The organism is Roseobacter sp. EG26 (assembly GCF_049830555.1).
Classification (GTDB): Bacteria; Pseudomonadota; Alphaproteobacteria; order Rhodobacterales; family Rhodobacteraceae; genus Roseobacter.
Window position 1 is genome coordinate 1,135,896 of sequence record NZ_JBNBLH010000001.1, and the last position, 13,067, is coordinate 1,148,962.

Consider the following 13,067-nt stretch of genomic DNA (forward strand, 5'->3'; position numbering starts at 1 on the left):
CGATATGAACGATATGAGAATACTGGAGAGAGATGTGGAGACCAACGCCATTAAGATTGCCGCAAAGGGCGTTCAGGTCTTTTACGGTGACACCCACGCGATCAAGGATGTGGATGTCGATATTCAGGACAAGACGGTCACCGCATTTATCGGGCCGTCCGGTTGCGGGAAATCCACTTTTCTACGCTGTATCAACAGGATGAACGATACAATTGATGTGGCGCGTGTGCAGGGTGACATCCGCATCGACGGTGAGGACATCTATGATCGCAAAGTGGACCCGGTGCAGTTGCGCGCCAAGGTTGGCATGGTGTTTCAAAAACCGAACCCGTTTCCGAAATCCATTTATGATAATGTGGCCTATGGTCCACGCATCCACGGGCTGGCACGCAACAAATCCGAACTCGATGACATTGTGGAACGCGCTTTGCGCAATGCTGCCATCTGGAATGAGGTCAAGGACCGGTTAAATGCGCCGGGCACCGGTCTTTCAGGGGGGCAACAACAACGCCTGTGCATCGCGCGGGCCGTAGCGACAGAGCCTGAGGTTCTGTTGATGGATGAGCCTTGCTCCGCACTTGATCCGATTGCCACGGCGCAGGTCGAGGAATTGATTGACGAGCTGCGCCAGAATTATTCGGTCGTGATCGTCACGCACTCGATGCAGCAAGCCGCCCGCGTCAGCCAGAAGACAGCCTTCTTTCACCTGGGCAGCCTTGTGGAATACGGCGAGACAGGGCAAATTTTCACCAACCCCGAAGACCCGCGTACTGAGAGCTACATCACCGGACGGATTGGATAATATCATGCAAGATCAACATATTGCCTCCGCCTTTGACCGTGATCTGGAAGCGATCCAGGCGCAGATCATGAAAATGGGTGGGTTGGTGGAAGCCGCCATTCGGGAGGGCTCCCTGTCGCTCGACACCCGCGATGAGGAACTTGCGGAAAAGGTCCGTAAGGCTGATCGTGTCATTGATAATCTCGAAGAGATGATCAACGAAGAGGCTGCCCGTGTCATTGCCCTGCGCGCGCCGACGGCCCGTGATCTGCGGCTGATCCTCAGCGTGATCAAGATCAGCGCCAACCTCGAACGCATTGGGGATTATGCGAAAAACATGGCCAAGCGCACAGGGGTGCTGTCACAGATGGCACCTGTGGACGACAGTACCGGTGCCTTACGCCGGATGGCCCGGGAAGTGGAAAAAATGCTGAAAGATGCGCTTGATGCCTATGTGCAGCGCGATGCGGAACTGGCCATGGATGTGATCAACCACGACCGCGATGTCGACCAGATGTATAACGCTCTTTTCCGCGAATTCCTGACCTTCATGATGGAAGACCCGCGCAACATAACCGCCTGTATGCATTTGCATTTCATCGCAAAAAACATTGAACGTATGGGCGATCATGTCACCTCTATTGCCGAGCAGGTTGTCTATCTCGTGACCGGTGAACATCCCGAGGACGACCGCCCGAAAGCCGATAAAACATCTTTGGTTGCTGAAGGATAAGCCCCATGTCTGCCGATCAGCCCCGTGTTCTGGTTGTCGAAGATGAACCTGCCCAACGTGAAGTTCTGGCCTATAATCTGGAGGCCGAAGGCTTTGCGGTGAGCCGTGCTGAAAATGGCGAAGAAGCTCTGATGCTGGTCGATGAAACCGCGCCGGACGTTATCGTGCTGGACTGGATGATGCCGAACCTGTCGGGCATCGAAGTGTGCCGCCGCCTCAAGATCAGATCCGAAACCCGCGGCATCCCGATCATAATGCTGTCCGCACGATCCGAAGAAGTTGATCGCGTGCGTGGGTTGGAAACGGGTGCCGATGATTATGTCATCAAACCCTATTCCGTCATTGAATTGATGGCGCGTGTGCGCAGTCAGTTGCGGCGGGTGCGCCCGGCGGCCACAGGCGAAAGATTGGAATATGAAGACATCGTGTTGGATTCCACCAGCCACCGCGTCAACCGCGGCGATAGTGAGTTGAAACTGGGGCCGACGGAATTTCGCCTGCTGTCGACATTCATGGAAAAGCCCGGACGCGTGTTTTCGCGCGAACAGCTTCTGGACCGGGTCTGGGGGCGCGATATTTACGTGGATACCCGCACTGTTGACGTCCATATCGGCCGCTTGCGCAAGGCGCTCACGCAATACGGCGGCTCTGACCCCTTGCGGACAGTCAGGGGCGCGGGATACGCACTGGGGTAGAGGCCTCTGTCAGGCAGCAGGGCGCAGGTGCAAAATCTCGCGCGCCTGCGCACAACTCGCCACCGGGCGCTCGTATTTCTCGCAAAGCTCTGCCGCCCGTCGGATGAGTGCGGCATTCGAAGGGGCCAGTCTGTCCCTGTCGAGCCTGACGTTATCTTCAAGCCCGGCGCGCGTATGCCCACCAGCGGCAATTGCCCATTCGTTGACCTCAATCTGTGCAGGGCCGATCCCGGCGGCACACCAGGCGGCATCGGGCGCTCGCGCCTTCATTGTCTCGACATAGAAATCAAAAACAATCTTGTCGGCGGGCATCGCGTTTTTGACGCCCATGACAAATTGAACATAGAGCCGACCATAGAGCTTCCCCGCGTCATGTAGCCTAATCGCATGCAGAATATGGGACAGATCGAAGGCTTCGATTTCCGGGGTCACCTCATAGGTGCGCATTTCGCCGGACAACCAAGCCACCAGGTCGGGCGGGTTTTCATAAACCCGCGTGGGGAAATTGTTGGAGCCGACCGAGAGAGATGCCATGTCCGGACGCAAGGGTAGCATCCCACCCCGTTCCTGACCTGCGCCAGACCGCCCCCCGGTCGAGAACTGAATGATCATTCCGGGGCAATGTTTCTCGACACCTTCCTTCAGCGCCGCAAATTTTTCCGGGTCAGAGGAGGGCGTCTCATCCGCGTTGCGAACATGCGCATGGCAGATCGCGGCACCGGCCTCAAAGGCTTCATGCGTGCTTTCGATCTGCTCGCTGACGCTGATCGGCACCGCCGGATTTGCTGACTTGGTCGGTACGCTGCCTGTGATGGCAACACAGAGGATACAAGGATCAGACATTTGCAATCGCCATCTTATTTGGCCTTTTGATCAAAGCTGCGACAGGTATTTCATCAAAGGCCAAACAGAAATCCGTGAAGCCTTGAGAGGGTTGTACATCCAAGTGGGGAGGTTGTCACACTCTCTTGGCCAAACGCCGAAAGAAGCACAGTGATCCCGACCACCCAAGAATTGGCGGTCCAAAGTACCGCGACTGCTTGGTTGCCCATGGGCGGGTGCCGAATGCGATCCGAAGACCCCATCCAGGTAAATATCCAGGACCGGGGTGATCCCCCTGAGGGATGCAAAGACAAATGCGACTATCGCAGCGGTGGACAATCCGGCACCGAACACGACAAGATAAGAGGATTGCCATGGGGAACCGCAATCGCGCTTTTCCCCAAGGCCAGAGGCCCATGGAGGAAAAGGACCAACGTGCCGTGACGAGCCCCCTTGCGAATAGGACGTTCCGCTGGCTGTTTGCCGCCCAAATCTGGTCGCTCATTGGGGTCGGCCTGCTGACGGTCGCGTTGTCGCTCGCAGCCTACCGGATCGGTGGCGCGGAGGCAGGCGGGCAGGTGCTTGGGATGCTGTTGGCGCTTAAGATGGTCGCCTATGTCATGCTGGCACCTCTGGCGGAGGCACTGCTTTCACGGCAGCCCAGAAAACGCGCCTTGGTTTTGCTTGATCTGGGGAGGATGCTGTTGCTGGTGCCCATGATCTATGTCACCGAAACCTGGCAGATCGCAGGGTTGGCGTTTGCGTTTTTCGTTCTGGCGGCAGGTTTCACACCGCTGTTTCAGTCAATCATTCCCGATGTTCTTCCCGAGGAAGAAACCTATACCAAGGCGCTGGCCTGGTCTCGCGTTGCCTATACGCTGGAGGCGGTACTGAGCCCGGTCATCGCGGCGGCGTTGCTGAACCTGGCCAGTGGTGAGATGCTTTTCCTCGCGGCGGCAGTATCATTTCTTGGGTCTGTCGTGGCCCTGTTGATCACCAATCTCCCAGGCCGGAAAACCACCGATCGTAAAGGACCGTTCCTGCAAAGGGCCAGCCTGGGTTTGCAAATCTACCGCCGGACGCCGCGTTTGCGGGGTTTGTTCCTCGTCAATCTGGCGCTTTCGCTGGCGATGGCCTGGGTTCTGGTCAACTCGGTCGTTTATGCTGGCGCAAGGCTGGGGGACGCCGAACACTACTTCCCGATCCTGATGGCATTTTACGGGCTTGGTGCAGGTATCGGGGCTGTCCTTGTTCCGCGGTTGCTGAAACGGGGTAGCGAACGGTCGGTCATGTTGGCAGGGGCCTACGGCTTTGCCCTCGCCGGTGCCGGTTTTGCAGTCTTGCCAGCCATGCCATTGCCGGGGCTGGCCTTGGTCTGGCTCATCTTTGGTGCCACGTCGTCGCTGGTCCTGACCCCCGGCGGGTTGGTCATCACGCGATCCGCTGTCAGCGAAGACCGTGCCGCTGTATTTGCCGCCCAGTTTTCATTGAGCCACGCAGGCTGGTTAATGGCCTATCCGCTGGCAGGCTGGTTGGGTGGTCTGGTCTCGCTGGAGATGTCACTGCTGATCTTATGCGGGGCCGGTGCCGTTGTCGCGACGATTGGCATGTCAATCTGGCCTGCGAATGATCCGCTGTCGCGCGGCCATTCCCATCCCGATCTGCCCCGGGACCATCCACATCTGATGCGTATCCCTGCAAACGGCTCGCAGCAGCGCCATGTTCATGACTTCTACATTGACGAATTGCATCCCAGGTGGACGCAAGAGGCCGTCTGATGCCAGAAAACCCACCTTTCAGAGGACCAGAATATGAGTAACGACGATCTTTCGCCCATTGATGCCACGGGCTTGCCTGCGCTGGAGGCACGGCTGAAAGAGGATCTCGCGTTTCTGTGCTATCCGGGAAAGGACTGGGTGCCGCCACGTGATGGGGTTTCAGATGTGGTGATTATCGGGGGCGGCATGTGCGGCACGCTCGCCTGGTTTGCACTGGCCACCGGTGGCATGAAGAATGTGCGTGTGCTGGATCGGGCGCCAAAGGGTCGGGAAGGACCCTGGCTCAGCTATGCGCGCATGGAGACCCTAAGATCGCCCAAGGCTTTGACCGGCCCCGCCTTCGGCCATGGCGCTTTGACGTTCCAGGCCTGGTATCGCGCCCAGTTCGGAGCAAAGAGCTGGCAGGACCTCGACAAGATTCCGCGGACCATGTGGATGGAGTATCTGAGGTGGTATCGCGATGTCCTGGATGTGCCGGTAGAGAACAGCGTTTCGGTTGATCATGTCGAACCTCAGGGCGATCTTTTAAGGTTGAGCGTTTCGGGGGCGACACATGAAACTATTCTGACCCGCAAGCTGGTCTTCGCCACCGGGCGCGATGGTACCGGCGGCCCGAATATTCCCGCCTTTATCGACGACCTGCCAAGACACCTCTGGGCCCATAGTGCTGACGACATCGACTTTTCAGATCTGAGAGGCAAGCGTGTTGCGGTCATTGGCGTTGGGGCTTCGGCTGTGGACAACGCCGCAGAAGCGCTGGAACATGGGGCCGCGGAGGTGCGCCATCTGATACGGCGAAAGGACATGCCGACAATCAACAAGATGATGGGCATTGGCAGTTTCGGTTTCACGGCGGGGTTCGCCGAGATGGACGACGCATGGCGCTGGCGTTTCATGCAGTACAGCTTTGCCACACAGACGCCATCGCCGCGCGGCTCAACGCTGCGGGTCAGCCGTCACCCCAATGCGTTTTTCCACTTTGGCAAAGAAACCACGCGCATTACCCAAAAGCAGGATAGCGCGGAGATTTCCTTTGCAGATGGTACGTCCTATGACGCCGATTTCGTGATCCTTGGCACCGGGTTTGTCATCGACCCCATGGCGCGGACTGAATTTGGCGACACGGCGGGCGAAATCCAGCTTTGGCAAGATGTCTACACCCCACCCGCAGGCGAGGAATCCGCCGATCTGGGGCGCTTTCCCTATCTGAATTCCGACTTCACGTTCCGTGAAAAGACACCTGGCACCGCCCCCTGGCTAAAGCACGTCTATTGCTTCAACTACGGTGCCTCGGCCAGCCTAGGCAAAGTGAGTGGCGATATTCCCGGCATCAGCGATGGAGCGGCATGGCTGTCGCGTGCCATAGCCGCATCGCTCTATTCGGAAGACATCGAAAAGCACTGGAAGGGCATGCAGGACTACGACAAGCCCGAACTTCTGGGCGACGAATGGGAAGCCACCGAGCTTGAGACCGGCGCGCAAAAGCGGGAAGGTCAAGTGGCATGACACAATTTGAGACGACAGTTCTGAGCAAAGTGGGCGTACTGCCGCAAGGCAGTCTGGCCGACGCCGTGGCGGGCAGGCGGAATATCTTCGAGATGAGCCAGTCTGCGGAAGAGGCGGTGTTGCGACCCAAAGACTATGGCGCTTTTGGACACGACCTGCGGGCGGCGCTTGCAGCACGCGTCGCGCGTCAGGCCGGGCAGGGCGCTTTGGCGGATCACTATGCCGCCGATGCAGGAGACAAAGTGCCACTTGCTGATCCGGACAATAGCGAGGCAGATCTGGAACACATCCTCAGCTTCGTCGACAAGGTTGCCAACAGGACCCGCGACATCGTCGCAGAAGACGTTGAGGATTTGCGGGCGGCGGGGGTTTCGGACGCCGATATCGTCCGCTTGTGTGAACTTGTCGCTTTTCTGGCCTATCAGTGCCGCGTGATTGCGGGCCTTCGCCTGATGCAAGGCACAACGCCATGAGCCATGTCATCCATAAATTCACCCGCAACGTGCCTGACTGGCAACCCCGTGTGACACCGGTCAAACTGGAGGAGGCGACACCCGAGCAGCGCGCAGCATTGCAGGTCACGCCCTCAAATACCAAAGTGTCGGATTACGTTCTGACCCTTGCACACGATGTGGAAAGCCTTGCGGTCCGCTCGCCGCTCTTTAACGCAATCATGTATGACCCGGGCGGTCTGTCGCGCGCGGAGCGTGAGCTTGGCGCGCTTGGCGCATCCATGGTCAATCGCTGCATTTATTGCGCGGCGGTCCATGCGGATCGTCATGCCAAACTGGAAAATGATACCACCGTCACCGACGAACTGTTTGCAAAGGGCGAAAACGCTGAGCTGAATGACAGAGACCGCGCGATCTTTGAGTTTGCCCGCAAATCTGCGGAAGCACCGCCTGCGGCCGGACCCAAGGAGATGGCAGCGTTGCGCAATGCGGGCCTTTCAGAAGCGGAAATCCTCGATCTGATCCTCTCTTCAGCTCTCTTTGGTTGGGCCAACCGGTTGATGCATGTTCTGGGGGACCCTGTCCGAAAGGCCCCCGCGTGAGCACCCCCTTACGCATAGGGATCGCGGGCGCGGGCGCTGTCGCCCTTGGCACAGCGGCGTTGCTGCACAAGCAAGGTCACCAGCCGATGCTATGGTCGCCCTCAGGCGCGGGAACTGCCGCGCTGGAAACCGCGCCACTTTGCGCCACCGGGGCCATTGAAGCGGAGTTCTCGCCGTCCATCGCGCGATCTGCCCGGCAACTGGCCGAAGAAAACGAGGTATTGGTGATCGCCCTGCCGGCTTACGGGCACAAATCGGTGATGGACGCATTGACCCCTCATATCCGGGAGGGGCAGCAGATCGTCATCTCGTCTCACGCATCACTTGGGGCGATCTACCTTATGCAGCAGCTTGCGGCGCGTGGCGTGCAGGCCCCCATCACGGCCTGGGGTACCACAGTTGTGACGGGGCGGCGGCAAAGCGGAACAGATGTGCAGGTCAACACCGTGCGCGCGCGCGTCGATATGTGCACCGTTCCCGACAGCGATACGGACCATGCGCTCAGCCTTTGTCAGGCGCTTTTTGGTGACCGCCTCCAACAGCGCGACGGCCTGCTGGCAATCTCGCTTTCCAACCTCAATCCGCAGAACCACCTCGGGATCGCCCTGGGCAACATTACCCGAATGGAACGCGGTGAGGTCTGGAGCCAGGGTCAGAATGTGACGCCAAAAGTCGGGCGTTTGCTGGAACAGCTTGATCTGGAACGGCTGAGCATCGCCAGGGCGCTCGGCCTCGATGTAAAGACGATTTTTGATCACTTCCATCTGAGTTTTCATGTGCCCGTGGCGTCGATCTCGGAAATGAACCAGACCATGCATGCGCGGGGTAACGGCGGCACCGGCCCGGCTACCGCCGACAGCCGCTATGTTACCGAAGACGTGCCTTACGGCCTGCAACTGACGGCCGTGCTGGGGCGGTTGACCGGCCAGCCTGCCAGGTTGCACGAAGCCGGGATCGAGATATTCTCGGCCATGTATGGTCGTGATTTTACTACAGAGAATGAAATCCTGAATGCGCTGGAGCTGGATCGCTTCAGCCTTGACGACCTGCAGCAGGCCGCCCGTACCGGTCTGTTGCACAGGGTATCCTGAGTGATGCCCAAATCAAAATGATACGGAAAAGGACTTTAAACCAACGAGGAGACACCCGATATGACCAAACTTATTCTCAACCGACGCCGCTTCCTGGGAACCGCCGCCGTGACCGGTGCAGCACTTGCAAGCCCGGCTTATCTGCGCCAAGCGAGGGCCGCTGGTGGCGAAGTGAACATCTGGACCTACAACGACTTTGTCCCGCAGGCCTTCAAGGAGCAGTTTGAGGCCGAGACCGGGATCAAGGTCAATGTGCGGCTTGTCGATGATCAGGGCAAACAGTTCAATTTGCTGGCCGCCGAAGCACCAAATCCAACGGTGGATATCATGACCGTCGCCGGCCACCGTTTTTTGCAGTTCATCGACAGCGATCTGCTGGCACCGCTGGACACCAGCCGCCTGAGCAACTGGGGGAACATCAACCCGACTTTCTCGGAAAGCGACTGGTCGACCATCAATGGCAATAAGTGGGGCGCGCCCATTTTGTCGGGTATGGAGGTTCTGTCCTATAACACCGACATGGTCAGCGCCGAAGAGGCCGAAAGCTGGGACGTTCTGTTCTCGGAAAAATACAAGGGCCAAACCGCCTATATCATTCAGGATATGATGTCGATTGTCATGCTGAAGCTGGGCTATGACGGCAATATGGTCGCCTATATGGACGACCCCGAAAAAGCGGCTGCCATCGTCGAAGAGGCCAAGCAGTTTCTCATCGATCACAAACCGCTGGTGCGCAAGTACTATGACAGCGGTGCTGAAGTGCAGCAGATGTTCGTCAATCAGGACATTGCGCTCGGTCACAGCTGGAACGGACCGGCGGCGGCATTGATCAATGACGGCTTCCCACTGGCGATGTCGATACCGAAAGAGGGCTCTTACGGTTTCGTTTATACCTACAACATCGCCAACAACGCGCCCAACGTCGACAATGCCTATACCTTCCTTGATGCCATTCTGGCCTCGCCGGAAATTGGCGCGTCGATGACCAAGGCGTCCGGCTTCATCTCGACCTACAAGGATGCGTCGAACTATCTGACGGATCTCGAAAAGGCCTCGACCTCTTTCCCAGAAGAACAACTGGCCAACCTCCAGTTCTTCCGCGCCGAGGCAAATGAGATGAAATACAGTCTTGTCGATCCCGCCGTGGAAGCGGTCAAGGCGGCCTGATCAAGGTTTTGACACGGAACATGTCCTTGCCCGCCCAAACGGCGGGCAAGGACGCAATGCCCGGCTGATTTTAGGAAATCTCGCATGAGTAATGATGCTACGACACGCCGCGAAGGCGCTGGCGTTGCCCCGGAACACTCGGACCGCACCTTTTGGGGGTGGTTGTGTGTCTGGGCGCCCTATACCGCGCTGATGAAGCTGGTTACAGCGTCGCCCCGGCGACAGTTCATCATTCTTGCCGCTTTTCCCATTCTCTGGGTTTTGACCCAACACCTTGGGCCGATGCTGCAAATGCTGCGCGTCAGCCTGACCGATGCCTATCCTGTCGCACCCGGCGTCGAACAGCATTTCACCTTTGACAACTACGTGCGCTTCTTTGGCGAGCAAATTTTCTGGCAACCGTTTTTCCGAACCCTGATCTTTGCGGGTGTCCTCACGTTCTGCACCCTGATCCTGACCTTCCCCGTGGCCTATTTTCTCGCGCGCCATGTCAGTCGCAAGAACCAGATGCTGATGCTCTTGCTGCTGTTGATCCCGTTTTGGGTGGGCGAGATCGTCCGCACCTATGCCATCATGATCCTTCTGGGCAATACCGGGGCCGTGAACCTTGTGCTCAGATGGTTTGGTCTGATCGACCGCCCAATTCCGTTCATGTACACAAGCTTTTCGATGGGCGTGGGCATCGTCTATCTGACCGCCCTTTATATGCTCCTGCCACTTTACTCCGCGCTCGAAAAACTACCCAAAAGCTATGGCGAAGCCGCCGCGGATCTCGGAGCAGGGGCATGGACCCGGTTCCGCCGGATCACGCTGCCCCTGACATTGGAAGGGATTTCCTCCGGCTGCACGTTGGTCTTCCTGATCTCGACAGGGTTTTATGCGACACCGGTTCTTCTGGGAGGGCCCTCCACCACGGTCTTTGCAGAAACCATAGCAGGCTTCTTTCATGTCGCGGGCGACGAATGGCCCACGGGTGCGGCCTTCGCCACGATCATGTTTGTCACCGCGATGTTGCTGACCGGCGCGTTCCAGAAACTGATGCACACCTTGCGCAAGGGGGACACCAAATGACACGCGGTAACCGCATTCTGCTGTCCTGCATCTATTGGGCCTTCGTCCTCTATGTCTTCGTGCCTTTGCTGCTGATGATCCTGATGGGTTTCAAAGACAGCAAGTTCATCGGATTCCCGATCAAATCCTGGACACTGGATTGGTATCTGGGCGTTTTTTCTGACGCAGAAGTCGTATCGACGCTGACTTATTCCGTCGTGATCGCGGTCCTCTCGACCCTGATATCTGTGGTTGTCGGCACCTGGATTGCGGTGCTGCTTGAGGGGCGCAAGTTTCTTGGGCGCGCGGCCATCTTCGGATTGACCATCCTGCCAGCACTTGTGCCGGGCATTATTTCAGCCATCGCCTTTCGCATCTATGCCCGCCTCTTGGGGATTGAACCGGGCATGGGTGCCATCATCTGGGCGCATGCGGTGCACAACGTCCCCTTTGTCGCCCTTGTCGTCATGGCCCGTCTGTCGACGCTGCCCAAAAGCCAGATCGAAGCAGCACGCGATCTGGGTGCCGATCCGATCATTGCCTTTTTGCGGATTACCTTGCCCTATCTGATTCCCGCCGTTCTGGGGGCCAGCATCTTCTGCCTGCTTTTGAGCTTTGATGACTTTGTCCGGTCGTTCTTCCTGGGCGGGTACGAACCAACGCTGCCTGTTCTGATCTTCGCGAAGCTACGGTCAGGAATGTCCCCGGAAATCAATGCAATTGCGACTGTGGCGCTGGTGCTGACAGCCGCCATCGGTATCTGGGCTGAACGTTTCACCCGCCGCACCAACAAGGATGCAAAGCCATGACCGACACCAATTCGCTCGTTCGTATCGAGGGCGTTTCCAAACATTTCGGCGACACGGTGGCGCTGGACGATCTGACACTGGATATCGCCCGCGGAGAGTTCGTGACCTTCCTCGGCCCGTCGGGGTGCGGCAAATCCACCACGTTGCGCATCCTGGGGGGGTTTGAGCGCCCAACCACAGGTCGGGTTCTTCTGGATGGCGAGGATGTGACCCTCCAGCCACCTGAAAAACGACATGTGAACATGGTGTTTCAGGATTATGCCCTGTTCCCGCATATGACGGTCCGCCAGAATATCTCCTTCGGTCTGGAATTGCAGAGCATGGGAAAATCCGCGATCCGCAAACGCTCCGACGAGATCATGGAATTTCTCGAACTCGAAGCTTTTGGTGGTCGCTACCCCGGGCAGTTGTCGGGAGGCCAGCGGCAGCGGGTGGCGCTCGCCCGGGCACTGGCCCCGGATCCCGCTCTTTTGTTGCTGGATGAACCCTTGGGCGCGCTCGATGCAAAGTTGCGCGGGCAGGTCCAGCTGGAACTGAAATCCATCCAGCGCCGCACCAACAAGACCTTCTTCTTTGTGACCCACGATCAGGAAGAGGCGCTCACGATGTCTGACCGTATCGTCGTGATGAACCACGGGCGGGTCGAACAGGACGGAACACCTGAAGAGCTGTATTTCCACCCGGCGTCCCGTTTCGTGGCCGAATTTGTCGGCGAGACCAACCTTTTGTCTGGCAAAATGCGGGGCCGGGACGGCGACCGGATCGTAATGGATTGGTTTGGGCAGAAACTGACTGGGCTCGCACCGGGACATGGCGCGTCTGGCGGGGATGATATTACGGCCTCCATAAGACTTGAGAAACTTGCGCTTTCCAGCGAACGCCCCGTCGCTGAGAACACGGTGCAGGGCAGGGTGGTGGGCAAGACTTTTCTGGGAAGCCGTATGGCCGTGGATTTGGCGTTGGGTGAGACCGGGGGCGCAATCCTGCGCGCGTTTGTCGATGCCGAGACTGGCGGCGCTTTCGGATCAGACCTCATTTGGATTGGTTGGAACAGCAAGGATATGGCAGTCTTACGGGACTGATGTGCAGAAAGCTTTCGAATATCAGTGGCCAAGAATTGGGCTGTCCGGCAACTCGCGCTCTCAACCAGCGATCGTCGCCCAGGGAATATCAAATTTGGTACCGATCAAAAGTAATAACAGCCAACGGCCTATTCCGCTCAGGGCGCTAAAACCATGACAAACCTTGCCACTCAAGCTTGTCGCTTGTGGCGTTGGCAGGTTCCTTCACCCGGCGCGTGTCAAAACGCACCGGCTTCATTAATGCAAACAGTTAACCAGGTCGTCGTGTCGGGACAGGCGGACGAATTTACAGCATCTAGGCAGAACTTGGCAAGCAAGAAGCGAAAGGGCGTTCATAAGCTGTTGCAACCAAGTAGAAATGTCACTCGTTCTGCAAAGTAGAAGTGTCACACTTGGGCGCTGAAGGGAGCAAAGCCTGACAGGGCGGAGACCTCAGATATCGCAGCTCTGGCTGGCTTTGCGGACCTCCTTGGCGCGGCGGGCGGCGAGGGAGTTCCAG

13 protein-coding genes are annotated in these 13,067 nt (G+C 57.8%); 12 read left to right on the forward strand and 1 reads right to left on the reverse strand.

All coding sequences use genetic code 11. From position 1 onward, the window contains the following. Nucleotides 1-4: 4 nt before the first annotated feature. The 3 genes from pstB to phoB are packed head-to-tail and all read left to right on the forward strand — an operon-like array spanning nucleotide 5 to nucleotide 2,209. Nucleotides 5-802: a phosphate ABC transporter ATP-binding protein PstB gene (gene pstB, locus ACOTTU_RS05580; RefSeq protein WP_298918415.1), complete on the forward strand. Its 798-nt coding sequence runs from the start codon at nucleotides 5-7 to the stop codon at nucleotides 800-802. Between the two features lie 4 nt (nucleotides 803-806). Continuing rightward, nucleotides 807-1,514, forward strand: a complete 708-nt coding sequence (phoU, locus tag ACOTTU_RS05585) for a phosphate signaling complex protein PhoU (protein ID WP_298918417.1) — start codon at nucleotides 807-809, stop codon at nucleotides 1,512-1,514. Between the two features lie 5 nt (nucleotides 1,515-1,519). Beyond that, a complete protein-coding gene (gene phoB / locus ACOTTU_RS05590) occupies nucleotides 1,520-2,209 on the forward strand; it encodes a phosphate regulon transcriptional regulator PhoB (protein WP_425656403.1) in 690 nt (229 codons plus the stop codon). Between the two features lie 9 nt (nucleotides 2,210-2,218). Here phoB and ACOTTU_RS05595 read toward each other — a convergent pair whose 3' ends face one another. Beyond that, complete coding sequence (locus ACOTTU_RS05595) at nucleotides 2,219-3,052, reverse strand: 3-keto-5-aminohexanoate cleavage protein (protein ID WP_425656404.1); 834 nt, start codon at nucleotides 3,050-3,052, stop codon at nucleotides 2,219-2,221. A gap of 353 nt (nucleotides 3,053-3,405) precedes the next feature. On the opposite strand from ACOTTU_RS05595, the gene ACOTTU_RS05600 reads away from it, so the two are divergent. The 9 genes from ACOTTU_RS05600 (at nucleotide 3,406) to ACOTTU_RS05640 (ending at nucleotide 12,568) form a co-directional block, all read left to right on the forward strand. Then, nucleotides 3,406-4,809, forward strand: coding sequence for an MFS transporter (locus tag ACOTTU_RS05600; RefSeq protein ID WP_425656405.1), 1,404 nt, complete (start codon nucleotides 3,406-3,408; stop codon nucleotides 4,807-4,809). A 33-nt stretch (nucleotides 4,810-4,842) separates the two neighbouring features. Continuing rightward, complete coding sequence (locus ACOTTU_RS05605) at nucleotides 4,843-6,315, forward strand: NAD(P)-binding domain-containing protein (protein ID WP_425656407.1); 1,473 nt, start codon at nucleotides 4,843-4,845, stop codon at nucleotides 6,313-6,315. After that, entirely contained in the window at nucleotides 6,312-6,788 is a 477-nt protein-coding gene (locus ACOTTU_RS05610; RefSeq protein ID WP_425656409.1) for a hypothetical protein, read from the forward strand. The genes ACOTTU_RS05605 and ACOTTU_RS05610 overlap by 4 nt, the downstream gene beginning before the upstream one ends. Then, entirely contained in the window at nucleotides 6,785-7,369 is a 585-nt protein-coding gene (locus ACOTTU_RS05615) for a peroxidase-related enzyme (protein ID WP_425656410.1), read from the forward strand. The genes ACOTTU_RS05610 and ACOTTU_RS05615 overlap by 4 nt, the downstream gene beginning before the upstream one ends. Next, nucleotides 7,366-8,460, forward strand: a complete 1,095-nt coding sequence (locus ACOTTU_RS05620) for an NAD/NADP octopine/nopaline dehydrogenase family protein (protein ID WP_425656412.1) — start codon at nucleotides 7,366-7,368, stop codon at nucleotides 8,458-8,460. The genes ACOTTU_RS05615 and ACOTTU_RS05620 overlap by 4 nt, the downstream gene beginning before the upstream one ends. 60 nt (nucleotides 8,461-8,520) lie before the next feature. Further along, nucleotides 8,521-9,627, forward strand: coding sequence for an ABC transporter substrate-binding protein (locus ACOTTU_RS05625; RefSeq protein ID WP_425656414.1), 1,107 nt, complete (start codon nucleotides 8,521-8,523; stop codon nucleotides 9,625-9,627). Between the two features lie 84 nt (nucleotides 9,628-9,711). Beyond that, complete coding sequence (locus ACOTTU_RS05630; RefSeq protein ID WP_425656416.1) at nucleotides 9,712-10,698, forward strand: ABC transporter permease; 987 nt, start codon at nucleotides 9,712-9,714, stop codon at nucleotides 10,696-10,698. Next, nucleotides 10,695-11,486 (forward strand): ABC transporter permease, encoded by a 792-nt coding sequence (locus tag ACOTTU_RS05635; RefSeq protein ID WP_298918443.1) that lies wholly within the window; start codon nucleotides 10,695-10,697, stop codon nucleotides 11,484-11,486. The genes ACOTTU_RS05630 and ACOTTU_RS05635 overlap by 4 nt, the downstream gene beginning before the upstream one ends. Further along, nucleotides 11,483-12,568 (forward strand): ABC transporter ATP-binding protein, encoded by a 1,086-nt coding sequence (locus ACOTTU_RS05640; protein ID WP_425656419.1) that lies wholly within the window; start codon nucleotides 11,483-11,485, stop codon nucleotides 12,566-12,568. The genes ACOTTU_RS05635 and ACOTTU_RS05640 overlap by 4 nt, the downstream gene beginning before the upstream one ends. Nucleotides 12,569-13,067 lie beyond the last annotated feature (499 nt).

Excerpts from the sequence above, each read along its gene's own strand:
- ACOTTU_RS05635 (WP_298918443.1), top strand. The coding sequence starts at position 10,695 with ATGACACGCGGTAACCGCATTCTGCTGTCCTGCATCTATTGGGCCTTC.
- ACOTTU_RS05610 (WP_425656409.1), top strand. The coding sequence starts at position 6,312 with ATGACACAATTTGAGACGACAGTTCTGAGCAAAGTGGGCGTACTGCCG.
- pstB (WP_298918415.1), top strand. The coding sequence starts at position 5 with ATGAACGATATGAGAATACTGGAGAGAGATGTGGAGACCAACGCCATT.
- phoU (WP_298918417.1), top strand. The coding sequence starts at position 807 with ATGCAAGATCAACATATTGCCTCCGCCTTTGACCGTGATCTGGAAGCG.
- ACOTTU_RS05595 (WP_425656404.1), bottom strand. The coding sequence starts at position 3,052 with ATGTCTGATCCTTGTATCCTCTGTGTTGCCATCACAGGCAGCGTACCG.
- ACOTTU_RS05615 (WP_425656410.1), top strand. The coding sequence starts at position 6,785 with ATGAGCCATGTCATCCATAAATTCACCCGCAACGTGCCTGACTGGCAA.
- ACOTTU_RS05605 (WP_425656407.1), top strand. The coding sequence starts at position 4,843 with ATGAGTAACGACGATCTTTCGCCCATTGATGCCACGGGCTTGCCTGCG.
- phoB (WP_425656403.1), top strand. The coding sequence starts at position 1,520 with ATGTCTGCCGATCAGCCCCGTGTTCTGGTTGTCGAAGATGAACCTGCC.
- ACOTTU_RS05630 (WP_425656416.1), top strand. The coding sequence starts at position 9,712 with ATGAGTAATGATGCTACGACACGCCGCGAAGGCGCTGGCGTTGCCCCG.
- ACOTTU_RS05600 (WP_425656405.1), top strand. The coding sequence starts at position 3,406 with ATGGGGAACCGCAATCGCGCTTTTCCCCAAGGCCAGAGGCCCATGGAG.
- ACOTTU_RS05640 (WP_425656419.1), top strand. The coding sequence starts at position 11,483 with ATGACCGACACCAATTCGCTCGTTCGTATCGAGGGCGTTTCCAAACAT.
- ACOTTU_RS05625 (WP_425656414.1), top strand. The coding sequence starts at position 8,521 with ATGACCAAACTTATTCTCAACCGACGCCGCTTCCTGGGAACCGCCGCC.